General features: G+C 70.7%; 19 protein-coding genes. 8 read left to right on the top strand and 11 right to left on the bottom strand.

The features are described from left to right. Nucleotides 1-110: 110 nt before the first annotated feature. Nucleotides 111-683 carry a TetR/AcrR family transcriptional regulator gene (locus tag ACH4KB_RS26150; protein WP_398068329.1) on the bottom strand — a complete coding sequence of 191 codons (573 nt, stop codon included), beginning with the start codon at nt 681-683 and terminating at the stop codon, nt 111-113. A 210-nt stretch (nt 684-893) separates the two neighbouring features. Here ACH4KB_RS26150 and ACH4KB_RS26145 point away from each other — a divergent pair, with 210 nt between their 5' ends. Both ACH4KB_RS26145 and ACH4KB_RS26140 read left to right on the top strand, forming a co-directional pair. Then, nucleotides 894-4,301, top strand: coding sequence for a S41 family peptidase (locus ACH4KB_RS26145; protein ID WP_398068328.1), 3,408 nt, complete (start codon nt 894-896; stop codon nt 4,299-4,301). Nucleotides 4,302-4,666: 365 nt separating this feature from the next. Next, on the top strand, nt 4,667-5,797 hold the full coding sequence (locus ACH4KB_RS26140; RefSeq protein ID WP_398068327.1) for a MarR family transcriptional regulator: 1,131 nt from the start codon (nt 4,667-4,669) through the stop codon (nt 5,795-5,797). A gap of 77 nt (nt 5,798-5,874) precedes the next feature. Here the strand turns inward: ACH4KB_RS26140 and ACH4KB_RS26135 are convergent, their stop codons facing one another. After that, nucleotides 5,875-6,420, bottom strand: coding sequence for a hypothetical protein (locus ACH4KB_RS26135; RefSeq protein WP_398068326.1), 546 nt, complete (start codon nt 6,418-6,420; stop codon nt 5,875-5,877). Then, nucleotides 6,413-7,054: a hypothetical protein gene (locus ACH4KB_RS26130; RefSeq protein WP_398068325.1), complete on the bottom strand. Its 642-nt coding sequence runs from the start codon at nt 7,052-7,054 to the stop codon at nt 6,413-6,415. The genes ACH4KB_RS26135 and ACH4KB_RS26130 overlap by 8 nt, the downstream gene beginning before the upstream one ends. A 181-nt stretch (nt 7,055-7,235) precedes the next feature. On the opposite strand from ACH4KB_RS26130, the gene ACH4KB_RS26125 reads away from it, so the two are divergent. Both ACH4KB_RS26125 and ACH4KB_RS26120 read left to right on the top strand, forming a co-directional pair. Next, entirely contained in the window at nt 7,236-8,348 is a 1,113-nt protein-coding gene (locus ACH4KB_RS26125; protein WP_398068324.1) for a sensor histidine kinase, read from the top strand. Next, on the top strand, nt 8,345-9,076 hold the full coding sequence (locus ACH4KB_RS26120) for a response regulator (RefSeq protein ID WP_398068323.1): 732 nt from the start codon (nt 8,345-8,347) through the stop codon (nt 9,074-9,076). The genes ACH4KB_RS26125 and ACH4KB_RS26120 overlap by 4 nt, the downstream gene beginning before the upstream one ends. Before the next feature lie 114 nt (nt 9,077-9,190). Here the strand turns inward: ACH4KB_RS26120 and ACH4KB_RS26115 are convergent, their stop codons facing one another. The 4 genes from ACH4KB_RS26115 to ACH4KB_RS26100 all read right to left on the bottom strand — a co-directional run bounded on the left by ACH4KB_RS26115 (nt 9,191) and on the right by ACH4KB_RS26100 (nt 12,930). After that, nucleotides 9,191-9,385, bottom strand: a complete 195-nt coding sequence (locus tag ACH4KB_RS26115) for a hypothetical protein (RefSeq protein WP_398068322.1) — start codon at nt 9,383-9,385, stop codon at nt 9,191-9,193. A 100-nt stretch (nt 9,386-9,485) separates the two neighbouring features. Further along, the gene (locus ACH4KB_RS26110; RefSeq protein ID WP_398068321.1) at nt 9,486-10,379 is read right to left on the bottom strand and encodes an SDR family oxidoreductase; all 894 of its coding nucleotides are present in this window, start codon (nt 10,377-10,379) and stop codon (nt 9,486-9,488) included. After that, on the bottom strand, nt 10,376-11,329 hold the full coding sequence (locus tag ACH4KB_RS26105) for an alpha/beta fold hydrolase (protein WP_398068320.1): 954 nt from the start codon (nt 11,327-11,329) through the stop codon (nt 10,376-10,378). Before ACH4KB_RS26105 ends, ACH4KB_RS26110 begins: the two co-directional genes overlap by 4 nt. After that, nucleotides 11,326-12,930 (bottom strand): flavin-containing monooxygenase, encoded by a 1,605-nt coding sequence (locus tag ACH4KB_RS26100; RefSeq protein WP_398068319.1) that lies wholly within the window; start codon nt 12,928-12,930, stop codon nt 11,326-11,328. Before ACH4KB_RS26100 ends, ACH4KB_RS26105 begins: the two co-directional genes overlap by 4 nt. A 168-nt stretch (nt 12,931-13,098) precedes the next feature. Here ACH4KB_RS26100 and ACH4KB_RS26095 point away from each other — a divergent pair, with 168 nt between their 5' ends. Next, the gene (locus ACH4KB_RS26095) at nt 13,099-13,743 is read left to right on the top strand and encodes a MerR family transcriptional regulator (protein ID WP_398068357.1); all 645 of its coding nucleotides are present in this window, start codon (nt 13,099-13,101) and stop codon (nt 13,741-13,743) included. 248 nt (nt 13,744-13,991) lie between these two features. Here ACH4KB_RS26095 and ACH4KB_RS26090 read toward each other — a convergent pair whose 3' ends face one another. Continuing rightward, entirely contained in the window at nt 13,992-14,807 is an 816-nt protein-coding gene (locus tag ACH4KB_RS26090; protein WP_398068318.1) for an exodeoxyribonuclease III, read from the bottom strand. A gap of 50 nt (nt 14,808-14,857) precedes the next feature. Here ACH4KB_RS26090 and ACH4KB_RS26085 point away from each other — a divergent pair, with 50 nt between their 5' ends. After that, a complete protein-coding gene (locus tag ACH4KB_RS26085; RefSeq protein ID WP_398068317.1) occupies nt 14,858-15,349 on the top strand; it encodes a GNAT family N-acetyltransferase in 492 nt (163 codons plus the stop codon). A 57-nt stretch (nt 15,350-15,406) separates the two neighbouring features. Here the strand turns inward: ACH4KB_RS26085 and ACH4KB_RS26080 are convergent, their stop codons facing one another. Both ACH4KB_RS26080 and ACH4KB_RS26075 read right to left on the bottom strand, forming a co-directional pair. Continuing rightward, nucleotides 15,407-15,868, bottom strand: coding sequence for a GNAT family N-acetyltransferase (locus tag ACH4KB_RS26080; protein WP_398068316.1), 462 nt, complete (start codon nt 15,866-15,868; stop codon nt 15,407-15,409). A 46-nt stretch (nt 15,869-15,914) separates the two neighbouring features. Continuing rightward, the gene (locus tag ACH4KB_RS26075; RefSeq protein ID WP_398068356.1) at nt 15,915-17,450 is read right to left on the bottom strand and encodes a sigma-70 family RNA polymerase sigma factor; all 1,536 of its coding nucleotides are present in this window, start codon (nt 17,448-17,450) and stop codon (nt 15,915-15,917) included. 139 nt (nt 17,451-17,589) lie between these two features. On the opposite strand from ACH4KB_RS26075, the gene ACH4KB_RS26070 reads away from it, so the two are divergent. Beyond that, nucleotides 17,590-18,798, top strand: a complete 1,209-nt coding sequence (locus tag ACH4KB_RS26070) for a multiprotein-bridging factor 1 family protein (RefSeq protein ID WP_398068315.1) — start codon at nt 17,590-17,592, stop codon at nt 18,796-18,798. A 60-nt stretch (nt 18,799-18,858) separates the two neighbouring features. Here the strand turns inward: ACH4KB_RS26070 and ACH4KB_RS26065 are convergent, their stop codons facing one another. Next, nucleotides 18,859-20,079, bottom strand: a complete 1,221-nt coding sequence (locus ACH4KB_RS26065) for a S1 family peptidase (RefSeq protein WP_398068314.1) — start codon at nt 20,077-20,079, stop codon at nt 18,859-18,861. Nucleotides 20,080-20,459: 380 nt separating this feature from the next. On the opposite strand from ACH4KB_RS26065, the gene ACH4KB_RS26060 reads away from it, so the two are divergent. Beyond that, a complete protein-coding gene (locus ACH4KB_RS26060) occupies nt 20,460-24,410 on the top strand; it encodes an AAA family ATPase (protein WP_398068313.1) in 3,951 nt (1,316 codons plus the stop codon). Nucleotides 24,411-24,549: the final 139 nt, after the last annotated feature.

Raw genomic sequence — 24,549 nt, 5'->3', positions numbered from 1 at the left:
TCCCGGTCAGGTCGTATGAGTGGAATTGGGCATGCGGAACCAGCCCGACGACGAGAGCGGCGTGTCAGGTGGAGCGTCGGGGAGAGGGCCGTACGGGTGGGACGGGGACGTCAGACACCGAGGGCGGGGAGAACCACGGAATCCACGTAGTCGATGAGGAACTCCTGGTCGACAGGACGGTCCTCGATCAGTTGCCGGGCGGCCAGCGCGCCGACCAGCATGTGCGGGATGTACTTCAGCGCCGGATTGTCCGGGCGCATCTCACCCCGGTCCACCGCCCGTTGCAGCAGCTGGTCGAGGCCGGTCATCTCCGGTTCGATCAGCAGCTCGCGCAGGGCCTGGAGCAGCTCGGGATACTCATGGACGGCATGGCTCAGGCCCCGCATCAGCGCGGCGTCCTTCTCCATCTGGCAGTCGTCGGTCCGGCTCAGCGCGGCATGGAAGTCCCCGCGCAGCGAACCGGTGTCGATGTCCGAAAGGCTCCCCGGCTTGTTGTGCCGCAGCGCCTTCGCGACCAGCTCGGGCTTTGAGCCCCACTGGCGGTAGAGGGTGGCCTTGCTCGACCGGGTACGGGCGGCGACGGCGTCCATGGTCAGGGCGTCGTAACCGACCTCGCGGAGCAGATCGAGGACGGCCTCGTACAGCTCGCCCTCACGCTCGGGGGTCAGCCTGGTGCGTGCCATGTGCCGACCTCCTTCGCTTCACTGTCCGGTGTCCCGCTCAACAGTCCGTCCCGCTCAACAGTCCGTCCTGCTCAGCAGCTCCGCTCACCCTCGAACGAAACTGTTTCGTACACGTGAACCGTACCCGCACGGCCCAGCGAAACGAAATCGTTTCGCTTGTGTTCTGCACCACAAGTTGCCCCGGACCCCGCGCACCGAAAACATTGGGGGGTGAGTGACGACGTCGCGTATCTCCGTTTCCCGCACCTTCACCAGGACTTGCTGTGCTTCGCGGCCGAGGACGACCTCTGGGTCGCCCCCCTCGCCGCCGCCGGGCACCGCCCCGGACGGGCCTGGCGGGTGACCGCCGACCGGACCAGGGTCAGCCATCCACGCTTCTCGCCCGACGGCTCCTCCATCGCCTACACGACCTGGCGCACCCTGGACCCCGAGATCCACCTCGCCCCGGTGGACGGCGGCCCGGCCCGCCGGCTCACCCACTGGGGCTCGACCGACGCCCGGGTCTGCGGCTGGAGCCCCGATCCGGGCGAGGCCTGCCAGATCCTCGCCGTCTCCTCGCACAACCAGCCGTTCTCCTACTTCTCCTGGGCCTACAGCGTCCCCACCGACGGCGGCCCCGGCGGCAGGCTCCCCTGGGGCCCGGTCTCCGACATCGCGGTCGCCGACGTCGACGGCGAGCGCCGCACCCTGCTGCTCACCGGCACGCCCCCGCACGAACCGGCCGCCTGGAAGCGCTACCGGGGCGGGGCCATGGGCCGCCTGTGGCTGCACGGCGAACGCCTGCTCCCGGACATCGACGGCCACCTCGCCAACCCGATGTTCGTCGGCCGCCGCATCGCGTTCCTCTCCGACCACGAGGGCGTCGGCAACCTCTACTCCTGCCTGATGGACGGCACCGGCCTGCGCCGGCACACCGACCACGACGCCTTCTACGCCCGGAACGCCTCCAGCGACGGTCACCGGGTGATCTACCAGTGCGCGGGCGAGCTGTGGCTGGTCGAGGACCTGGAGTCGCCCGACGCCACCCCGCGCAAGCTGGAGGTGCGCCTCGGGGGCCCGCGCACCGGCCGGCGCGTCCACCAGGTGCCCGCCGCCAGCAACGTCGACTCGCTCTCCGTCGACGAGACGGGCCGGGCCAGCGCCGTCACCGTACGCGGCAGCCTCTACTGGCTCACCCACCGCGACGGCCCGGCCCGCACCATCGCCGACACCCCCGGCGTCCGGGTGCGGCTGCCGGAGATGCTCGGCAGCGGCGGTCAGGTCGCGTACGTCACCGACGCGGACGGCCCCGACGCCGTCGAGATCGCCTATCTGCCGCGCGCCAGCGGCGACCGCCCGCCGCGCAGGCTGGCCTCCGGGCTGCTGGGCCGGGTCCAGGAGATGATCTCCGACCCGGACGGCGAACGCCTCGCCATCGCGTCGAACGACGGCCGCCTGCTGCTCCTGGACACGGGGGAGGGGCAGGCGGAGCTGCTGGAACCGGAGGCGGAAGCTCCACAAGCCGGGGAGAAGGCCCCCAGCGGCTCGACCCGCGCCGACCTCCACGCCGCCGCCGGTGCGGCGACCCCGGACCGTGCCGCGCCGGTCGACGAGCACCCCGGCCTCACCGAGCTGATCCGCTCGGTCAACGGGCCCGTGCGCGACCTCGCCTTCTCCCCCGACGGCGACTGGCTGACCTGGTCGCACCCGGGCATCGGCCGCTCGCTGCGGCAGATCAAGCTGGCCCGGATCTCCGGCCCCGGCGCCCCGGCGATCGTCGACGTCACCAACGGCCGCTTCGAGGACGAGAACCCGGTCTTCACGGACGACGGCCGCTATCTCGCCTTCCTCTCCTGGCGCGGCTTCGACCCGGTGTACGACGTCCACACCGGCGACCTGTCCTTCCCGCTCGGCTGCCGCCCGTACCTGGTCCCGCTCTCCTCGGCGACCCCGTCCCCCTTCGCCCTCTCGCCCGACGGCCGTCCGGCCGCGGGCGGCCTGGACCCGGTGGACGTGCCGGAAGGCGGTACGCCGGAGGGGTCGACGGTCATGGTCGAGTTCGAGGGGCTGGAGAGCCGGGTGACGCCGTTCCCGGTCTCCGCCTCCAAGTACTCGGCGCTGGCCCCGGTGAGCGGCGGCGGGCTGGTCTGGCTGCGCTGGCCGATCTCGGGGGCGCTGGGCGAGACGTTCGCCAACCCGGCCGACATGTCGGGGCGGCCGACCCTGGAGCACTTCAACATCGCGAAGGCCCGCAGGACCGAACTGGTCGACCACCTCGACTGGTTCGCGGTCAGCGGCGACGCGTCCCGCCTGGTCGTGATGGACGACGGCGAACTCCGCGCCGTACCGGCCACCGAGCCCGGCGACACCGACTCCACCGTCTTCCTGGACCTGCGCCGCATCCTGCACGAGGTCGACCCGGGGGCGGAGTGGCGGCAGGCGTACGGCGAGGCGGGGCGGCTCATCCGCGCCTACTTCTGGGAGCCGGACATGTGCGGCATCGACTGGGACGGGGTGCTGGACCAGTACCGCCCCCTGGTCGAACGGGTCGCGTCGCCGGACGAGTTCGCGGACCTGCTGCGCGAGGTGCTGGGCGAGCTGGGCACCTCGCACGCGTACGTCTCCCCCGCCCGCCGCAACGAGGGCCCGCCGCACTACCAGCGCGCGATCGGCCTGCTGGGCGCCAACCTGGTCTGCCGGGACGGCGCCTGGACCGTCCAGCGCATCCTGCCCGGCGACTCCTCGGACTCCAAGGCCCGTTCGCCGCTGGCGGGCACGGGGATCAGGGAGGGCGCGGTCCTCACCCACGTCGACGGCCGCCCGGTGGACCCGGTCGCCGGCCCGTACCCCCTGCTGACGGCGGCGGGCGGCACGACGGTGGAGCTGACCTTCTCCCCGGCGGGCGGCGGCCCGTCCCGCCGGGTGGCGATCATGCCCCTGGTCGACGAACGCCCGCTGCGCTACCAGGACTGGGTGGCCAAACGCCGTGACGTCGTACGGGAGTTGAGCGGCGGAAAATGCGGATACCTGCACATCCCGGACATGGGCGGCTCGGGCTGGGCGCAGTTCAACCGCGACCTGCGGCTGGAAGTCTCCCGCCCCGCCCTGATCGTGGACGTACGGGGCAACGCGGGCGGCCACATCAGCGAGCTGGTCGTCGAGAACCTCACCCGCAAGATCCTCGGCTGGGACCTGACCCGCAACGCCCAGGCGGTGAGCTACGCCTCCAACGCGCCGCGCGGCCCGGTGGTCGCCCTGGCCGACGAGGCCACCTCCTCCGACGGCGACATGATCACCGCCGCGTTCCGGCTGCTGAAGCTGGGACCGGTGGTGGGCCAGCGCACCTGGGGCGGCGTGGTCGGGATGACCGGCCGCCACCGCCTGGGCGACGGCACGGTGATCACGGTCCCGATGAACGCGGCCTGGTTCGACACGTACGGCTGGTCGGTGGAGAACCACGGCGTGGAACCGGACGTGGAGGCCCTGCGCACTCCGCTGGACTGGGCGGAGGGCCGGTACGCCGTCCTCGACGACGCGGTCCGCCTGGCCCTGGAACTCCTGGCCGCGCACCCGGCGGCGACCCCGCCCTCGTACGAAACGGCCCCGAACCTGCGACGGCCACCGCTGCCACCGAGGTGACCCCCGGGGCTCGGGGGCCGAGCTTCGAGAGCCGAGCTCCGGAAGGGGAGTGCTCACTCTTTCGGGTGTACGTGGGAGGGGTGCGGGCCCGAAGCTTGAGCTTCGGGACGCGGGTGTCGGGACACGAGCTCCGAGGTTCGAGCTCCTTCTGTCACCGGTAGGGAAACAAGGGGGGTTGGGAAAACCGCCCTCCCCTCCCTTCCCTCCCGCCCCCGTCTCGACCAGCAAGTATGACTAATCCGCAGCGAGTTGCGGCGCCATCACGCGGCTGCTTACGGTGCCCCCAATGAAACGACCCCGACCGGTGCTGACAACACCGTGCCGGGGTCTCACCACAAGACCGAAGAACCTAGAAAGACGATCCCGTGGCTACTGAGAACCTTAGCCCCGCCCTGCGTGCACCCGCGCGCTCACACCCTTACCCGAAGGCAAAGCCCGGCTACGGCAAGCGCTCGGCACCTTCCCGGGTTCCCGCCACCGGAGCGGAGTTCGCCCTGCTGCCCGAGCGCGAGCGCTATGTCGCCGGATTCGTCGACCACCTGCCCGACGGCTCGGCGATGGACATCAAGACCCTGGCCAAGCAGCTCCCGCTCTACGGCCAGCAAGCCGTGTCCTCGGCCCTGACCGCCCTGTCGGTGGCCGGACACCTGCGCCGCGTACGCCGCCCGGCGGGCGAGGGCGACCAGGTCCGCTGGGCCTTCCGGACCTTCTGGTCACGCACGGCCCGCGACAACGAGTGGTGGAACGCGTTCCTGGCGGAGGAGGACGCCGGGACCTCCCCGTCGACGACGACCTCCGAGACCGGGCCCCCGCCCTGGGCAACTGCTGAAGAGCCCGCGCCCGCCGCACACGTACCACCGCAGGCGCAAGCTCCGGAGCCGGATCCCGAGCGGGAATCGGAAGAGGAAAACGTACGCCGACCCGAACAGCAGGAAGCGCAGACACCGGAAGCGAGTACGCCCCCCGCCCCGGCCCCGCCGCCACAAGCGCCCGCCGCGACGCCCCCCACGACACCGGCCGCACTGCCGCAGTCGCCCCGCGCCGCCCTCTCCCTCGCCTACGTGGCCCTGGCCCAACTCGGCCGCCACGAGCCTCGCTTGGCGCTCTCCTCCGCCGACTGCGAGACGCTGCAAAGCCTGGCGCAGGGCTGGTTCGACCGGGGAGTGGACGCGGACTATCTCTTCCAGGCCCTCACCTGCGGGATCCCGGCCAGGGTCGACTCCCCCGCCGGCTTCGTCCGCGACCGGCTCATCAGGAAACTCCCGCCCCACCTGCCGCCCACGCCCCCCGCGCCGGGCGTCACGGCCCACCGTCTACTGGTCGAGTGCACCGAATGCGGGGCCCCGGGCCGCCCCGAATCCCTCCCCGACGGCCTCTGCGGCCCCTGCCGCCGGTCCGGCCCGGGTGCCGCCACCCCGGCCCCGGCCTCGACCACCTCACGCCCCGACGCCCGCCTGCTCGCCGAACAGATCCGAGGGCTCCTGAAGACCGTCTGAGGAACCCGATGAGACTGCCGCCAGTATCGTCCATGTCGACGCCTCGGGATCGGGACGCCGAACCCCGCTTGCCGGACTCAGCGACCCCAACGCCGACGTCGGTAGTAGGCCACCGTGACTACCGCGAGCAGCGGCCCCCAGGCCAGCAGTGGCAGATAGCAGGCGGTCATCAGCCAGTAGTGGGCGCCATCGGGTGATCCGACGGCACCCATGTTGTCCGCATCGTTCCAGCCGAACGCACCGGTGAACGTGATGAAGGTGACGAACGCCGCACCGAGCGAGGCAGGGATCACCGCGGCCGATACGGGAATTCTCCGGCCGCCCAGGACCGGTACCCAGCGCGGAAGTTCCTCGCCCCATCTCTGGACCAGGCCCAGGGTGAGCAGCCCGAGCGCCTCGGCGAACAGGCTGAGTCCGATCAGATAGGGGGACCCTTCGCCGGGAAAGTTCTCCGGGCCAAGGACCTCATCGGTGAATCCGGAGTCCCAGCCCAGGGCGATGGCGATACGCCACAGCCCGGACGGCGCCAGGGTCAGTGCGGCTGCGTGCGCCGCCAGGCGGACGGAACGGGGGACCTGCGGCGCGCCTGGTACAGGCGTCTCGACAGCCAGGGTGTCAGCCACGGCGGATCGCCGCCTCGGGCTGCGCGGGAGACTTGGTGATCTCGGCGTGGACCACCTTGAAGCCACCCTTGACCACGGTCGTGAACGGTGCGGGGGCCATGCACGTACCGGCCTGCGGCCTTGCGGGCCGGCCGTTCTCATCGACGTGCCCGGGGTCGACGTTCACCACCCCCCAGGAGAAGCCGAGCCGGTCCGGCTCGCCCTTCCCGCCCTGCTGGACGCTGATGCCCAACCGGGCGCCGATCTCCTCGACGTTCGACTTCGTTACGACTGCGGTCAGGGTCGCCGTCCGGCCGCTGGTGACCAGGCAGTCCACCTGGGCCTCCGCCCACCCCGTGGCTCCGCCCCGGGGGGTATGGGAGATCTTCAGTGTGCCCCGGGCATCTGTGGACAGTCCCTCGGGAGCCGTGGGGGGCATCGGCCGGGTGAACGGCGTCTGTTCGGCGTGGATGGTGAAGCGGATGTCGTCGTTGATCGACTCGATGTAGGAGATTCGCGCTTCCCCGTGGACGCTCGCGGTCTTCGCCGGCTTCCTCTCGACGGACGCAGCCGGGGCTGCAGGAGCGGGCCCGGCGACTACCAGCCCGGCGAGGACGGCGACGGCTGCTGTAGCGCCGATTGCGGCGTTGCGCATAATGAACTCCCTTGCCTTGCACGATATTTGTAGTGCCGTGGTCGGTCGAACGGCTCAAGCTTCACCCCTGGTGCGCCTCGATCCCATCCGCCGATCGGCACAAAGATCGCGCCGCCGCCCGGCCCTCCTATGCCGTTCGGCAGAGAGCCCCGCCACATCGCGCATCCGTACGCTGACCACCATGTGGGAATCAACCGGCTCGGCCGTCCAGGTGCTTGGCGCTCTGCCGTCGCTCGCGGCCGCGGGCACGCTGGTGTGGGCCGTTGCCCGCCCCCGTGCCGCAGTTCGTCAGCGGCTCGGCCGCCTCGCCCGCCCGACCACGGTCTGTGCGGCCCTCTCTCTGACCACCAGCTTCGCTCTGCCGAAGGCGGGATTCGACTCCGGCTGGAAGCTGGCGGAGACCGCCGTCCTGCTGCTCCTGCTGGCCGTGGTCACCCGCTGGTCACCCCTGCGCGAACTCAAGTCGGCCCTCCCGCTGACCGCCATTGCGGTGATCCTCTGGCCGCTGCCGCTGGTCGACGGTGAGTCCTTCCTGGAATCCATCGGAATCGCCACCTTCTGGCTGCTTCCCGTAGCCGCCGCGTTGGTGGCCGGCGCCTACCCCCGCCGCCAGGAACTGCGGCGCCGCAGCGCGGTGGCCGAGGCCCGCAGCGCCCAGCGTCTTCAGCTCTCCCGCGACCTGCACGACTTCGTCGCCCATGACATCAGCGGGATCGTCGTCCAGGCCCAGGCGGCCCGCTTCGTCGCCTCCACCGACCCCTCCCACACGGTGCTCGCCCTGGAACGCATCGAAAAGGCGGGCCTGAGCGCCCTGGCCGCGATGGACCGGACCGTACAGATGCTGCACGGCCGGGAGGCACCCGCCGCCGAGCCGCTCCCCGACGTGTCCCAACTGCCTGCGCTGATAGCTGACTTCACTTCAGCGGGAGCCACCGAGGCGCATCTGGACCTGCCTCCCCTGGCCACGGAGGCGCTCTCCCGCGAGGCGGGCTCCGCCGCGTACCGCATCGTCCTCGAGGCGCTGACCAACATCCGCCGACACGCCCCCGGCGCCCCCCGCGCCACCGTCACGTTCACCCCCACCGCCACCACCGTGGAGATCCGGGTCACCAATGACCGCGGCGCCCGCACCGCCCCGGCCCGCCGCCGCGCCTGGCGGGGCGGCCTCGGCCTCCCCGCACTCACCGAGCACGCCCAGGCCCTCGGCGGAACCCTCTCGGCGGGGCCGCACGGCGACGGCGGCTGGCAGCTCACCGCCGTCCTGCCTGCCACGCTCCCGAAAGAGACCTCATGACGACGCCCCTCGGCCCGACCCGCATCCTGATCGCCGACGACCAGGAGGACGTACGCAGCGGCTTCCGCCTGATTCTTGGCTCGCAGCCCGACATGACCGTGGTCGGCGAGGCGGCGGACGGCCTCACCGCCGTTCACCTCGCACGCACCCTGAGCCCAGACCTGATCCTCGCCGACATCCGCATGCCGGTCCTGAACGGCCTCGAACTCACCCGCCGCCTCGCCGGCCCGGACGTACCCAACCCGATGCGTGTCCTCGTCGTCACCACCTTCGACCACGACGACTACGTACGCACGGCACTGCACGACGGCGCCTGCGGGTTCCTGCTCAAGCGCTCGGGCCCCGGGCTGCTGATCGAGGGTGTCAGAGCGGCGATGGCCGGGGACGTCCTCATCAGCCCCCAGATCACGGTCCGCCTGCTCCAGACCCTCGTCCCTGCGCCCGCCCCAGCAGCGCCCACGGCTCTGTCGCCTCTCACCGCCCGGGAGCAGGAGATTGCCCGGCTGGTCGCCGAGGGCCTCACCAACGCCGAGATCGGCGAGAAACTCTTCATCTCAGCGGGCACAGCCAAGTCCCACATTGCGAACGTCCAGGCGAAGCTGAAGGCCCGCAACCGGGTGGGCATCGCCGCCTGGGCCTGGGAAAGCGGTCTGGCCGGCCCAGCCCCACGGGAGCAGGGCGCATGCCCGAGACGTTCTGGCAGAAGTGCGGGGGAGATGGGCGCATGAGTGCCCCCGTGTCCGCACAGGCAGGAGGCGCACCCGGTCACCCGGGTGCGCCTCCTGGAGCGACGCGTACGCACGCGCGAACCGCAGCACGCACGCGTCACACCTCAGTGACCGTCAACGGTCAAAACGCTCGCGCGCCTTGTCCTTCGCGTCCTCGGCACGGTCCTTCATGCCCGAGGAGGAGCCCGACTCCTGGTCACGGCCCTGGGAGGCGCGGTCCTTGGCCTCGTCCTTGCCCTGACCGGCCTTCTGCTTGGCCTGGTCGGCGAGCTCCTGCGCCTTGTCCTTGAACTGGTCCGAAATACCCATGCTGTTCACTCCTGTGGGATGCGCGGGGTAGGTGGGGGACGGCCCCCTGCGGGGCCTCGCCCAGCGTTGCACGGCCCGACATCCCTCGCATTTCGTACCGCTACGTACGGTCAGCACGCTCCGCACGCGCGTCCTGGTCCGCCGCTCCCCCGGCCCCCACCAGCCCCTTCGGCACGGTGTGCAGCCGCGGCTCGAACCGCCGCATCTCGCGCTGCCCGCCGATCGCGATGACGGACGGCAGGTAACCGCGGACCGACTGCATCCCGCGCAGCCACCACTGGGCGTACACGTGCGGGGAGCGCCGCGCTATGCCGTCCACGATCCGGTCGACGGCCGGGCCGAGCGGGTACGTACGGTTCATCGGCCACGGCAGCCGCCGGCGCAGCTCGCGCATCACGTCGTCCTGGTCCGCCCCGCGCACCATGTCGGTGTCGGTCCAGGAGAGGTAGCCGACGCCGACCTTGACGCCCTTGTAGCCGACCTCGGCGCGCAGGCTGTGCGCGAAGGCCTCGACGCCCGACTTGGACGCGCAGTACGCGGTCATCATCGGGGCCGGGGTGATCGCGGCCAGCGACGCTATCTGGAGGAAGTAGCCGCGGCTCTCCATCAGCACCGGCAGGAAGGCCCGCCCGGTGACCGCGCCGCCGATGAGGTTCACCTCGATGACCCGCCGCCAGGCGTCCGGGTCGGAGTCGGCGAACGGGCCGCCCGCGGCGACACCCGCGTTGGCGACGACGACGTCGACCTTGCCGAAGCGCTCCTTGACCTCGCGCGCCACCTGGGCCATCGCCGCGTGGTCGGTGACATCGGCGAACCAGTGGCCGCTCTCGCCGTGCAGCCGCTCGGAGACCTGCTTCAGCTCGTCCGGCTCCAGGCCGACGAGCGCCAGCGTCGCCCCACGGGCCGACAGCTTGCGGGCCAGCAGCTCACCCACGCCCCGGGCCGCGCCGGTGACGACGACGACCTGGCCCTCAAGACCGCGCTTGCCGCTCATGCGACATCCTCCCTCTCCGCCGTGGCGGCTTTCCGCTCGGCGGCCGCCCCCGTGGCGACGTACCGGGTGACCAGCTCCCTGATCTTCGCCGTGACGGCCTCCGGGGCCTCCACCGGCGTCATGTGCCCCATGCCCGCCAGCTCGGTCAGTCCGAGCCCGACCGGCAGCGCGGCCGCGATGGCCCGCGCGTGGACCGGCGGGGTCAGCCGGTCGTCCGTGCCGGCGATCACCGCGGTCGGCACCCGCAGCTCGCGCACGCCCGCCGCGAGGTCCAGCTCGGCGAGCACCTGGCCCCACGCCACTCGCGCGCGGCGCGGGCAGGCGTGCACGATGCGGGCGCAGGCGTCGACCCGGTCCGGAGCCGAACCGGCCCCCATCGTCGCGTACTTGAGGACTTTCCTGGAGACCGGGTTGACCGGCCCGAGCGGTGCTTTCGCGCCCAGTACGGCAGTGGTGAGCCGAGTCCGCAGCGCACCCGCGCGCAGCGGCAGGACGCGGGCCTCGGCGGTCAGCCGCGTAACTCCGGTGGAACAGAGCAGCACGGCGGCGGCGTGCTCGCGGAGTCCGGGGCGCGCGGCGGCGGCCATCACCGTCATCCCGCCCATCGAGTGCCCGGCGAGCACCGCCCTGCGGCCCTGGGCGAGCGTCGCGGCGAGGACCGCTTCGAGATCGTCGGCGAGCGCGTCCGTGCTGTAGCCGCCGGGCCCCGGCGCGGGGGTGAGCCCGTGGCCGCGCTGGTCGTAGGCGATGACCCGGTGGTCGGCGGCAAGGTCGCGTATCTGGGCGTCCCAGAAACGGGTGTTGCAGGTCCAGCCGTGGGCCAGGACCACCGCCGGGGCGCCCTCGGGGCCGTGCAGTTCGACGTGGATCCGGGAGCCGTCGGCGGAGCGCGCGGTCAGCTCGGCCGCTGGGACCGGCGGTACGGTGTCTCGGTGCAGGAGGCGGCTCATCGCGCGGCCTTCTCGGCGACGGAGTCGGAAGCCGTGCCGGAGGCGGCGGTCACGGTCTCGCGATCGGTGCGGCCCGGCTGCTCCGGTACGCGTCCGCTCCCGGCGGCCCGCCCCGTCCCGCCCGCCGCGCCGGCCCGGACGACGTCGTACTCCGCGAGGTCCACCGAACGCGTCTGCCGACGGAACTCACCCGTGGTGCCGGGCCAGACGGTGGTGTTGCGGCCCGCCTCGTCCAGGTACCAGCTGGTGCAGCCGCCGGTGTTCCACACGGTGCGCTTCATCCGCTGCTGGACCCGGTCGTTCCACGCGGTGACGGCGGCGGAACGGGCGTCGAGCGCGGCACGTCCGCCCAGCACGTTCAACTGCCGCAGGTAGTCGGCCAGGTAGTTCAGCTGGGACTCGATCATCAGGATCATGGAGGAGTTGCCGAGCCCGGTGTTGGGGCCGATGATCGTCATCCAGTTGGGGAACCCGGCGGCGGTCGCGCCGCGCAGCGAGTTCATGCCGTCCTTCCAGGACTCGGCGAGCGTGATGCCCTCCTCGCCGACGACCCGCTCGGCGATCGGCATGTCCGTCACATGGAAGCCGGTGCCGAAGATGATCGCGTCGACCTCCGCCTCGCTCCCGTCGGCGGCGACCACGGTGGAACCGCGTACCTCGCTGAGCCCGGAGGCGACGACGTCCACATTGGGCTGGGCGAGGGCCGGATAGTAGGTGCTGGAGAGCAGGATCCGCTTGCAGCCGATGCGGTAGTCCGGGGTCAGCTTCGCCCGCAGGGCAGGGTCCTTGATGGCCCGCGCCATGTTGGACTTGGCGATCTTCTCCACCAGGCCCAGCTGGTCGGGGTGTTTGGTGAAGGCGCTGACCTGCAACTCCCTGATGCCCCACAGCAGTCCGCGGCGCGCCGTGCCGGTGACGGGGACGGCGCGGTGCAGTGCCCGCTCGGCCTTGCTGATCGTGCGGTCCACGCGCGGCATGACCCAGGGCGGGGTGCGCTGGAAGAGCGTGAGCTTCGCGGTCCTCGGCTGGATCGCCGGGACGATCTGGATCGCGGACGCGCCCGTGCCGACCATCGCGACGCGCTTGCCGGTCAGGTCGTAGTCGTGGTCCCAGCGCGCGGAGTGGAAGACCTTGCCGGGGAAGGAGTCGAGCCCTGGTATGTCGGGCGTCTTGGGGTCGGAGAGCGGCCCGGTGGCGGAGACGACGACATCCGCGTGGAGCACGGCCCCCTCGGCGGACTCGATCACCCAGTACAGGTTCTCCTTGTCCCAGGTCATCAGCTTCACCTCGTGGTTCAGCCTGATGTGCGGGCGGAGCCCGAAGTTGTCGGCGACGCGCTCCAGGTAGGCCCGGATGTGCTCCTGCCCGGAGAAGGTGCGCGGCCAGTCGGGGTTGGGGGCGAACGAGAAGGAGTAGAGGTGGGACGGTACGTCACAGGCGCAGCCGGGATAGCTGTTGTCGCGCCAGGTGCCGCCCACCGAGTCGGCCCGCTCCAGGACGACGAAATCGGTGATGCCTTCGCGGCGCAGCCGTACGGCGGCCCCCAGGCCCCCGAATCCGGTTCCGATCACCGCCACACGTACGTGTTCCTGCTGGGCCATGCTGCCGCCTCCCGCGGTACGTCACACGACTCTGCCAGCAATCACTGGCATTGTTCGGAGAGTAGAGCAGGACCGTACTGATGGGTAGGGGGCGGACCGAGGAAAGTTACCGGCGGTACAACATAGGGTGCCCCTGTGGCCGAAGGACGCGAGCACCGCGAATACCGCATGGAGGAGTTGGCCAGGGAGGCCGGCATCACCGTGCGGACCCTGCGCTTCTACCGGGAGCGCGGGCTGATTCCGCCGCCTCGCCGCGAGGGCCGCATCGCCTGGTACGACGACCACCACCTGGCCCGGCTGCGGACCATCACGGGCCTGCTGGAGCGCGGCCACACCCTCAACGGCATCGCCGACCTGGCGGCCACCTTCGAGAGCGGCCGCGATGTCGCCGAGGTGCTGGGCCTGGGCGAACCGACCGAGGAGACCCCGGTCCGGCTCACCCCGGAGCAGCTCGCGGACTACTTCGAGAGCGAGGTCACGCCCGAGAACCTCGCCACCGCACTGGACCTGGGGTATCTCGCCACCGACGGGGACGAGATCGTGCACATCAGCCGCCGCCTCCTGGAGGTGTCGGCCGAGCTCGTACGGGGAGGGGTGCCGCTGTCCACGGTGCTCTCCTCGGGCCGCCGCGTCCGCGAGCACGCGGACGCGCTCGCCGAGATCTTCGTACGCGTACTGCATGCCCACGCCAAGGAGACCGAACCGGCCCAACTCCGCCCACTGGCCCGCGCGGTGGTGGACGCCGAGCTGTCCATGGCCTTCGACCGGAGGCTGCGCCGCGAGGACGGCACACAGCCCCCGAAGTCCGACTGACCCGCCCCCTCGCCCGGGGCACCCACCGGAACCCGGGGCGTGGACCCCGTTCTCCGCGTGCCGGCCGGGGCCCCCGGGGGAGGCGTCGGCCGGGGCCCCCGGGGGTGCCGGCCGGATCCTCCGGGGCGTCGGGCGGATTCTCCGGGGTGCCGGCCGGTTCCGGTTCCCCGGGGGCGTCGGCCGGATTTCCCGGGGGTGCCGGCCGGGGACCCGAGGCGTGGACCCGTTCTCCGGGTGCCGGCCGGGAACTACCGCTCGTAGACGACCGTCACCGGCGCATGGTCGCTCCAGCGCTCGCCGTGCGTGGCCGCCCGCTCCACCCAGGCCTTCACCGCGCGTCCGGCCAGCCCCGGGGTCGCCATCTGGTAGTCGATGCGCCAGCCGCTGTCGTTGTCGAAGGCCCGCCCCCGGTACGACCACCAGCTGTAGGGCCCCTCGACCTCCGGATGCAGCGCCCGCACGACGTCCACGTAGGCCGCCTCCTCCAGGACCCGGGTCAGCCAGGCACGCTCCTCGGGGAGGAAGCCGGAGCTCTTGCGGTTGGCCTTCCAGTTCTTCAGGTCCGCCTCCTGGTGGGCGATGTTCCAGTCGCCGCAGACCACGACCTCGCGGCCGTCCGCCGCGGCCCGCGCCTTCAATCCCTGAAGGTAGGGCAGGAAGGCGGCCATGAAGCGCTCCTTCTCGTCCTGACGCTCGGTGCCGACCTCGCCGGAGGGCAGATACAGGCTCGCGACGGTGACACCGGGGAGGTCGATCTCCGCATACCGGCCGCTCGCGTCGAACTCCTCCGCCCCGGGGGCCCCGAAGCCGCCGAAGCCGATCTGGACCCGCTCGGGGGCCTGCCGCGAGTAGAGCGAGACGCCGGCGCGGCCCTTGGCGGCGGCGGGCGCGTGGACCGTGTGCCACCCTTCGGGAGCGCCCACACCTTCGGGCAGCTGGGCGAGCTCGGCCCGCACTTCCTGAAGGCAGATCACATCGGCGTCGGTCCCCGCCAGCCACTCGACGAAGCCCTTCTTGGCGGCGGCGCGGAGCCCATTGACATTTACGCTGGTAACGGTGAGCATCCCGAAACAGTACCCACTCCCCCCTTACGCATAGATGTACGATATTTAGCATGATTATTCAGACACGGCCTTTCGACCACCCCGACGCCGTCAAACTCAACGATCAGGTGCAGCTCGAATACGCCGAGCGCTACGGCGATGGGGGCGATCTCACAGAGCTCGACCCCTTGATGTTCCTTCCGCCGCGCGGCCTGTACCTGCTCGCCTACGACGAGCTGGACCGCCCCGTGGCGACCGGCGGCTGGCGGACCCAGAACCGCAACGCCGAGGGCTACTGGGACGGCGACGCCGAGATCAAGCGGATGTTCGTGATACCCGAGGGGCGCGGCAGGGGCCTGGCCCGGCGGATGCTGGCCGCCCTGGAGGAGGACGCACGCACCGCCGGCCGGACCCGGATGGTCCTGGAGACCGGCGACCAGCAGCCCGAGGCCATCGCGCTGTACACGTCGAGCGGCTACACGGTCTGCGAGAAGTTCGGCTACTACCGGGAGTACGAGAGCAGCATCTGCATGGCGAAGCCGCTCCTGCCGCCCGGAGCCTGACCCGGCTGCCCGGCTACCCGGGCGCCGGGGAGCCGGCCCGTCCGGCGGGGCGATCGCTCAGGCGCCCCCGCCGAGCACCAGGACCACGTGCTCGTCCTCCCCGTGCCGCTCCGTGCCGGTCGCCGTGAACCCGCACTTCTCCAGCAGGCGTATCGAGCCGGTGTTCCCGGAGGCGGGGTCCGCGTACAACGGGCGGACCGTCTCCCGCTCCAGGAACGCGGTCAACGCCCGGGTGCCGATGCCCCGTCCCCAGTACGGACGGCCGAGCCAGTAGCCGATGTAGCGCCGCTCGCCGTCCCACCAGGCCACGATGTTCCCCGCCGTTTCGCCGTCCACGACGACCGTCCGCACGAGGTTGGCGGGGTCCCCCAGCACCTTCGACGTCCAGTGCGCCATGAACGCCTCCCGTTCCCGGGGAGGGAAGCGCGATCTCCGGACCGCCTCGGGATCGTGCTCGTACGCGAGAAAGACCTCCAGGTCCGCTGGTTCGACATCCCTGAGCCGCACGCTGTTCTCCATGCCGACCGAGTCTGGCACCCGCCACTGACAGTCGGCCGAGGGCCGCTCAGCGCGGGGTGGCCAGCACCTGGGTCCAGTAGGGGCCGCGCGGGGAGTCGGCGATGCCCACGCCCACATGGACGAAATCGCAGTTGAAGATGTCGCCGTCGCGGCCCGGGCTGTTGCGCCACTCCTCGACGACCGCCGCCGGATCGCTCATGCCGGTCGCGATGGTCTCCCCGACGGCCGACCAGTCGTAGCCCGTGGCGTCGACCCGGTCGCCCGCGCCCCGGCCCGAGGAGTCCGTGTGGTCGAAGTAGTCGTGCGCGGCCATGTCCTGGGAGTGCCGCTGGGCCACCTCGGTCAGCCGGGGGTCGGTCTCCAGCTCCGGGCAGCCGTTCGCGGCGCGCAGGGTGTTGACCCGGGTGACCACGCCCGCTTCCGGGCGGGAGCGCGGCTCGGCGGGCTCGGGCGGGGCGGCGGTCGACGGGCGACCGGCGACGGTGGGCGGCCGGGAGGCGGCGGTACGGCTCGGCGTCGGCGAGGGCGAGGCCGTGGTGGGCGTGGGGAGCGGCTCGGCGGGGGCGGCCGCGGGCGGCGGGGGTGGGGGGCTGTATGTGGCACCCCCGCCCCGTGACGCGGGCGGGGCGGGGGCGGAGGGCCAGATCAGCACGGCGAGGGCGGTCACGGCGGCCGCGCCGGCTATGAGCCCCGCCACCTTCCCGGCCGAGAACGCGCCGGAGGCGGAGGGGGCGGAGGCGAGCGGCGCGGAGGCGGCCGGGGCGGTTGCGGACGCGGCGGCCGGGGCCGCCGATGAGGCGAGGGCCACCGCCGCCTGCTGCCCGCTGTCGTAGAGCGGCACCACCAGGGCGAGCCCGGAGAGCAGGCCCTCCGGCGGAACCAGCCCCGCACTGCCGTCGGAGCAGGAGGCGCAGCCGCGTACATGGCGGGCGATCCGCTTGCGCCACAGCGGCGTCGGCGTACCGTCCCAGTCGCCCAGCAGATCCTCCAGTGCCGGGCAGCGGGGGTCGGACGCCAGGGCCCGGACGACCGCGCGGCCGACGTCGAGCTGGTTCTTCACCCGCTGGACGCGTACGGCGGCGTGCTGCGGGGAAAGCCCGAGCGCCTCGGCGAGTTCGGACCGGGTGAGGTCGCCTGTCGTCTCCAGCCACCAGAGGGACAGCACGTCGCGCTCGGCGTCGTCCAGCCAGCGGGTGGCCTCGGCCGTCTCGCGCCGCTGGCCGGAGAGTTCGAGGCGCAGGATCGTCAGGTCGACGAAGTCGGCGGCGGGGTCGGCCGGCTCGTCGGTCGCCTCCAGCGGGGCCGGGCGGTGGCCGAGACCGGACCAGCGGGTGCGGACCTGGTTCATGGCGATGGCGACGAGCCAGGAGCGGAAGCGGGCCGGATCGCGCAGCGAGGGCAGTCCGGACAGCGCCCGGAGCATGGTCTCCTGCACCACGTCGTCCACGTCCGGATGGCCGTTGAGGGCGCGCCCGACGACGTTGTAGACCAGCGGGAGGTACTGGGCGGCCAGCCGTTCCCCCGCGGCCCGGTCGCCGTTCCTCGCCGCGATGACCAGAGCGGTGCTGTCCACGCCGTTCACGCCCTTCGTTCGGTTCGCCACCGGGATGTGGGACAGGTCACCCCTGAGGGTTTTGTTATCCGCCCCCCGCCCGGTGGTCAACCAGTATGCGGGGGCCCGTAGGCCGTCCCGCCGAGAGAGTGCCGGGAACGGGAGGAACATGTCGAGCGATGCGGACACCGGCGTCACGCTGCCGGAGGCCACGGGCGGCGGAGCGAGCGACTCCACCGGCCCGGACACCACCGAAGCACGGGTCACCGAGGTACAGGTCACCGAAGCGCCGGTGGTCGAAGCACGGGCCACCGAAGCGCGGGTGGTCCAAGCACGGGCCACCGAAGCGCGGGTGGTCCAAGCACGGGCCACCGAAGCGCAGGTCACCGAGGCACACTCCACCGCGGCGCGGACGGGCGAGGCCATCACCACCTCGGCCCTGCACGCGGCGGCGACCGGCGCCGACACCTTCCCCAGGGCCCTGCGGGAGGCGCTGAACCGCCGCGGGCTGTCCCTGGAGCGGGTGAGCGACCGGCTCAGGGTACGCGGCATCACCATCAGCCAGGCCACCCTCAGCAGCTGGCAGCGCGGCCGGAGCCAGCCCGAACGGGCCCGGTCCCTGCGCGCGGTGGAGGTGCTGGAGGAGATCCTGGAACTGCCCGCCGGAGCCCTGCGCTCGCTGCTCGGACCGCGCCGCCCGCGCGGCCGGATCACCCCGCCAGGCGCGGAGGGGGCGGCGCTCCAGATCCTCGGGGAGGACTCGGTGGTCGAGAAGGCGCTCGGCGCCCGCTTCCGCCACTTCAACCAGGAGACCAGCTCCCTGATGGTCCACGACATCGTGAGGATGGGCGAGAGCGGCACCCTCAGCGCGATCTCCACCACGAACGTTCTGCGGGCCAGCCGGGCGGGGGCCGACCGGGCGATCTTCGTACTCAGCTTCGACGACGAGGCGGCCGAGCCGGTCGACATCAGGGTCAGCTGCGGACGCCTCGCCGAGGCCACCTATCTGAAGGGGCTCAAATCCCTCGTGCTGGAGATCCACTTCGGCCGGGAGCTGGCCAAACTGGACACCACGGTGGTGAGTTACGCGGTCGAGGTGAGCCCGTCCGAGACGCCTGCCACCCACTACGAACGCTGGTCGCGGACGAACCTCCACGAATACCTCCAGCAGGTCTTCTTCCACCCCGGCGCCCTGCCGTCGGACTGCCACCGCTACGTCCGGGAGAAGGTCGGCGCCCCGCCCCGCGCCCGGCGGCGCATCCCGCTGAGCGAATCGCACGACGTCCATGTCCTCACCTCCCGGTGCAAGCCCGGTGTCCACGGGGTGGCGTGGGACTACGGGACGGGAACAAGTGGAACGGGAGACCGCCCAGGATGAGTGGACGGCCTCCCGCGTCTGGGGGGGGTGGCCTTCGGCCGGTCTTGAGCTCCGGTGCGGTTACTTGGTGTTGAGCGTCAGCCCGTAGTACGCGAGGGCGTTGTCGAGCGGCTGGAAGTAGGAGGAGCCCGGCGAGTTGACCTGACCGTTGCAGCGCTGGTTGCTGGGACCGCCGGACGTCATGCCCTGGGCCTGGTCACCGGAGATGTACGCGCCTCCGCTGTCCCCTCCCTGGGTGCAGACGCTGGAGCTCGCCAGGCCGGTCACGACGGTGTCCGGACCGCCGTTCTGGTCGGTGTAGGTGACGCTGACGTTGTACGAGCCGACCCTGCCGCAGGTCCACTGGGTGGTCTGACCGGACTTGCAGAGCGCCGCACCCGAGGGGGCCCGCTTGCTGCCCTTGACCGGGACGGTGCCGGCCCGGCCGTACGTGGTGACGTCGAGGCCGATCGAGTGGCCGGCGTCGACGTGCGCGATGCCCATGTCCACGCTGCGGGTGCCCAGCGCGAACCGGGTGTGGGTGCCCTTGGCGAACCGGGTGCCGTTGTAGGCCAGGGCCGGCAGATCCTCGATGCAGTGCCCGGCGGTCACGAGCACCTGCCTGCCGTTACGGTCCTTGGCACCGTAACCGACGGAGCACAGGTAGCCGTTGAAGGTCATCCGGCTGCCGGGCGGAACGACGGCCTGGGTCTCCAGCTTCTCCTGGCCCTTCACGACGCGTACGGCGGCACCGTTGCTCTTCGCCGCCTTGAGGAAGCTGCGGGTCGCGGCGTCCGAGTCGCCGTTGACCTCGACGGTCACGGTGTCCGAGGCGAGGTCGACGGACCACGCCGACACCCCGGCCGGGGCGCTCTTGAGCGCCTTGGCGTCGAGCCGCGCCTTGATCCGGCCCAGCTCGCTCTCGCCGCGCTCGGGGACACGGGCCTTGAGCCCAGCGGCCCGGACGTCCTTCGCCGCTTCGGCGTCGGCGGCGTTGACGATCAGCGAACCGTCCTCGGCGAAGAAGGCCCCGAGCGTGTCGACCCGGTCCTTCCGCAGCTCCGCGAACCGGTCCTGCTGGTCGGCCTCGCGGTCCAGCCGCCGCACCGCGGCCTTCTCGCTGACACCCAGGGTGGTGGCGAGCGCCTTCACCATCTCCGGCTGGTACGCCGGAGCCGAGGGAGCCGAGGGCTCCGTCGGCGCCCCGGCGTAGGCCCCTGTGGCGACTCCGGCCGACAGGAGAGCGCCGATCGATGCGGCGACGATGTATCTGCGCGCGTTCTTCTTCCGGCTGTGCTTCACGCGATTCCTTCCGCTACGCAGGCGAGCGTCCAGACAATGGGGGGGGTGGCCACACCGCGCCTGGGGAAGCGCGATGTGTTCCATGGACACTGCCCGGCGGCGATGACATGTTCCTGTCGCCGCGCCCCGAACTCTGGCTCAGCCGGAACTGCCTCGACAAGAAGCGGAGATGGGGTTCTTTTCTACAGAACTGGCCGAGAACTGTAGAGAGATCGACGCCGCAGACGTCGTCGTCTTCGTGAGGCCCAACGGACCGATCCGGAGAGGACCATGAACCACACGACAACAGAGCTCGAACCGTCTCGCCTTCAGAAAGCCGACGAGGCGATCGCCATCACGCCCAGGAGGGTCGCCGCCACCGTCCTGGTCGAGGATGCGAGGTGGCAACCCGCGTCGGACGCGCCGCCAGGCGCCTCGACCGTGGAGGGGCGGCCTGGTCACGGTCGGTGCCCGCGCGACCGAGCGCGGGCGAAGGCACCAATAGGGCTGAAGACCGGACGGTGTCGGTAGCAGGTGATAGACCTCCTGCCATGACTGGCATTCAACACCTGTCGATGAGGGTTCCGTGGCGGGACCGCCCATGGGACCAGTTCATCTGTGATGACCCGTTGGGAAACTCGTCATGCACATTACTCACCGCGATCGGTAAGGAGCGAGACGACTCGTTCGAGCTCGCCCACGCCGGCACCGGGATAGACATCCTCGACCAGAACCGACTCCCCTGCCTGAGCGAACGCGCGACGTTCATGTCTCCACTCGGCTACACGGTTCTCAAGCAGCATCCGTACCAAAAGAGCCGTGCCCTGCAGGGAAAGCTCCACGACACCCGCGTCACAATCCCCGGCTACGCCTTCGAGGCGGTTCCCTTCCGCTGGATGAACCGCGACACCCTCGCGCACGAGGTCGGCCATGAGCGGGTTCCCTCGTTCAGCCATGTCGCCGAGGACGCCGTTGACGCCGCGCTGAACTCCGCCCCTCCATGGGTGATGGACGGAGACAACCAACGTGCCGTCATGGACACCTTCTTCGAAGCCGTCGCTCCGGGTGACTCGTTGGTCTTCGCCTATCTGAAGCACTCGCCGTTTCAGGAGCAGCGCACCGACCGGCTACTGGTGGGCGCCGCGCGCATCAGCCGCGTCACTCCGCCGCCGATGTGGAACCAATCAGGAGACCCGCCTTTCACGTCATCCATGTGGGAGACGGTTGTCGAGCACTCGCTCCGAGCCGACATGACCGACGGCTTCCTCCTGCCGTACCAGCGGATCGTCTCCCTGATGGACCAGGGCATCGACGTCGACAAGGCGCTGGCGTGGGCACCCGAGGGCCGTGTCGTCGAGTTCTCGTACGTCACCGAGCACCTTTCCGACGATGCCGCCATCGAAGCCCTCACCTCTCTGCAGTCGGCCGCCGAGGGCATGCGGCAACTGGGCGTGACCCTGCCCGACACAGGCCTCACCTGGCTACAGGTCCAGATCGAGCGTCTTTGGCAGCTGCGCGGCCCTGTTCCCGGACTGCCGGGTTTCCTCAAGGCGATGGGCGTCCAACAGCCATATGCGGCGGCGCGGGCAGTGATGGCAGAAGCAGGTGAGACGACCGACCCCTGGGATCTCCTCCACACCGTCCTCGCCGATCCATCCCGCGCGCCGGGTGGGATCAACGCGCATCTCGGCGCCCTCCAGGCAAGAATCTGGCGGAAGGTGCCGCCGGAGCATCAGGCTGTGCTGCGTCTGCTGTCCGGGTTCGACATCTCCCCGGCCCAGGTGCAGATGCTGATCGAGGGCGACACTGACGTCGAGATGTCGGCCGAGGAACTGCTCCAGAACCCGTACTTCGCTTCGACGTGTACCTACGGCTCTGCGGACCACGTACCGTTCAGCACCGTTGACCGCGCCCTCTTTCCCCCGCCCCATGTCACGTGGAAGTCTCCGGTTCCCGATGCCGTCGCGTTGGAGGGCCCCCACGACCGGCGTCGGATCGAGGCGTTGCTGACCGACGTTCTCGAAGGACGGGGACGGCAGGGCGACACCGTCGTACCGGCAGGTGAGGCCATCGCGCTCGCGCTCGATGTGCCACTCGCCCAACCGCCCGTGTTGACCAGGATGATCCTGGAGGCCCAGGAGCTGGACCATGACGGCATCAACGAGTGGGAGGAGTGGTCTCCTCTGGCCAGCGTTTCTCTCGCCGACGGCACTCCCGCGTACAAGCTCACCAGGTTCGACGAAACCGCGTCCGTTGTCCGAAACTGGATCATGGCTCAGGAGCAACGCCAAAGCTTCGGTCCGGTGCCCGACGCCAGACAGATGCTGGACGGTGCCCTCGACCGCAACCAGAACGTCACGGGAAAGCTCGACGAGTTGGAGGAGCGCGCGCGTGCCGAGAAGACCACCGGCCTCTCGGCCCTTCACGACGCGCCCCTCTCGGTGCTCATCGGATCAGCGGGAACCGGCAAGACCACACTGCTGCGCGCACTGGTCGAGTACGTCGGAGCGGCCGCGGGCAATGTGCTGCTCCTGGCCCCCACCGGCAAGGCGAAGGTTCAGCTGGAAACGAAGGTGAAGCTGCCCGCCAGGACCCTGGCGTCGTACCTGAGCGCCACCCACAGGTACGACGGGAAGTCCGGCCGGTACCTCGTGCGGGGAGACGAGCAACCGCGGCAGACCTACGCGTTGGTGGTCATTGACGAAGCCTCGATGCTCACCGAGGAGATGCTCGCGGCCACCCTCGACTCCTTTGCCGGAGTCAAACGGATCATCCTCGTCGGCGACCCGCGACAACTCCCTCCGATCGGTGCCGGCCGGCCCTTCGTCGACCTCGTCAACAAGATGCGGCCCGAGAGCTTCCCCGACTGGGTACGGGTCGCACCGGGATACGTCGAACTCCAGGTGCCCCGACGCCAACTCGCCGACGGAAGCCATGGCACCCGGCACGACCTCGAACTGGCGGCCTGGTTCGGCGACAACACCCGAGGGGCGGGCGACGAAACCATCTGGGCGGACTTGACCGACAACCCCGACCTGCCCAGCGTGCGCTACGTGCCCTGGGGCGACAGGACCGCTGTCGAGGCACTGACGGACGAGCTGGGGCACAACTTGGACCTCGACCGTCACCCGGACCCGGAGCGAGCCTTCGCGCTCACCTATGGCGGCGTCATCCAAGGCGAATACCTCAATTGGCAGATGGGAGCGGGCGGGCATGCCGAGAACTGGCAGATCCTCTCCCCGGCCCGCTCCCGGGCGTTCGGTACGGTCCAGCTCAACCGCCACATCAAGCGCACCTACCGGTCGAGCGACACCAGGTGGGCACAGCAGAACCGTCGAGCCAACATCCCGAAGCCCATCGGGCCCGAGCTGATCGTGCGCGGCGACAAGGTCATGCAGACCACCAACAGGCGCTCGAACGCATGGCCCAAGCAGAACGCGCTGAACTACGTGGCCAACGGCGAGATCGGCGTTGCGATCGGGCGCACCGTACCGACGGCGAAGACGCCCAAGTCCCAGCTGCGCCTCAACGTCGAGTTCTCCTCACAGGAGGGGTTCCAGTACGCGTACCGGCCGACGCAATCCGACGACGCACCACTGGAACTGGCATGGGCGGTTACGGTCCACAAGTCACAGGGCTCCGAATTCCGCACTACCTTCCTCATCCTCCCTGCCCGGGCGAACGTCTCCCGGGAACTCATGTACACCGCCCTCACCAGACAGAAGGACAAGATCGTCATTCTGCACGAGGGTACGCTCGCCGATCTGCGCGAGCTTGCACAGCCGTGGCGCTCGGAGACGGCCCGGCGGCTGACCGATCTGTTCGACCCGCCACATCCGGTAGCACTCGATATCCAGGGCACAACTCGCCGCTTCGACCGCAAGCTCATCCACGTGTCGGCGAGTGGCATCCCCATGGCGTCGAAGAACGAGGTCATCATCGCCGGCATCCTCGACCGGCTCGTCCCCGGCCACTGGCAGTACGAGGGGCCTTTCACCGGAATCGACGGGCGGGTCGTCCGGCCCGATTTCACGATCACGACCACCGATGGACGCACGGTCTACTGGGAGCACGCGGGAATGCTCGACCTGCCCGACTACGCCCGGAAGTGGGAACTGAAGAAGACCTGGTACGCAGAGAACGGCGTCCTTCCACATACACAGGGTGGCGGACGGAACGGTTCGCTCATGTGGACGGACGACCTCAACGGTGCTGACGCCCAAGCATGGTCGGCCTTCGCGTCCAAGGTCCTGGGGGCATCACCAACAACGCCACCGGTGGTCACGGCCGACCGGCCCGACCGGGCGCGAAGAGCCGCCAAGAAGACCGCGCGACGGCGCCCCGGCTGCTAGAAGACCGATGAAGATCTTGAAATCGTGCCCGGGTTGCACTGGTTCGACCTGATTGACATTTACCGGCAATCCGGGGTGAAACAGTCGGCCCGAGCAAGATCTTCAGGAGTCTTCTAGGGAGTGTCCGCAAAGTATCGTC

The sequence above is a fragment of the Streptomyces sp. NPDC017520 genome (assembly GCF_044329855.1).
Lineage (GTDB): Bacteria > Actinomycetota > Actinomycetes > Streptomycetales > Streptomycetaceae > Streptomyces.
Note: the sequence above shows the minus strand (reverse complement) of the source record. Positions and strands in the feature narration are given on the sequence as shown.

Coding starts and splice junctions, on each gene's coding strand:
- ACH4KB_RS26150 (WP_398068329.1), bottom strand. CDS start 683: ATGGCACGCACCAGGCTGACCCCCGAGCGTGAGGGCGAGCTGTACGAG.
- ACH4KB_RS26130 (WP_398068325.1), bottom strand. CDS start 7,054: ATGCGCAACGCCGCAATCGGCGCTACAGCAGCCGTCGCCGTCCTCGCC.
- ACH4KB_RS26125 (WP_398068324.1), top strand. CDS start 7,236: ATGTGGGAATCAACCGGCTCGGCCGTCCAGGTGCTTGGCGCTCTGCCG.
- ACH4KB_RS26120 (WP_398068323.1), top strand. CDS start 8,345: ATGACGACGCCCCTCGGCCCGACCCGCATCCTGATCGCCGACGACCAG.
- ACH4KB_RS26115 (WP_398068322.1), bottom strand. CDS start 9,385: ATGGGTATTTCGGACCAGTTCAAGGACAAGGCGCAGGAGCTCGCCGAC.
- ACH4KB_RS26110 (WP_398068321.1), bottom strand. CDS start 10,379: ATGAGCGGCAAGCGCGGTCTTGAGGGCCAGGTCGTCGTCGTCACCGGC.
- ACH4KB_RS26105 (WP_398068320.1), bottom strand. CDS start 11,329: ATGAGCCGCCTCCTGCACCGAGACACCGTACCGCCGGTCCCAGCGGCC.
- ACH4KB_RS26100 (WP_398068319.1), bottom strand. CDS start 12,930: ATGGCCCAGCAGGAACACGTACGTGTGGCGGTGATCGGAACCGGATTC.
- ACH4KB_RS26095 (WP_398068357.1), top strand. CDS start 13,099: ATGGAGGAGTTGGCCAGGGAGGCCGGCATCACCGTGCGGACCCTGCGC.
- ACH4KB_RS26090 (WP_398068318.1), bottom strand. CDS start 14,807: ATGCTCACCGTTACCAGCGTAAATGTCAATGGGCTCCGCGCCGCCGCC.
- ACH4KB_RS26085 (WP_398068317.1), top strand. CDS start 14,858: ATGATTATTCAGACACGGCCTTTCGACCACCCCGACGCCGTCAAACTC.
- ACH4KB_RS26080 (WP_398068316.1), bottom strand. CDS start 15,868: ATGGAGAACAGCGTGCGGCTCAGGGATGTCGAACCAGCGGACCTGGAG.
- ACH4KB_RS26070 (WP_398068315.1), top strand. CDS start 17,590: ATGTCGAGCGATGCGGACACCGGCGTCACGCTGCCGGAGGCCACGGGC.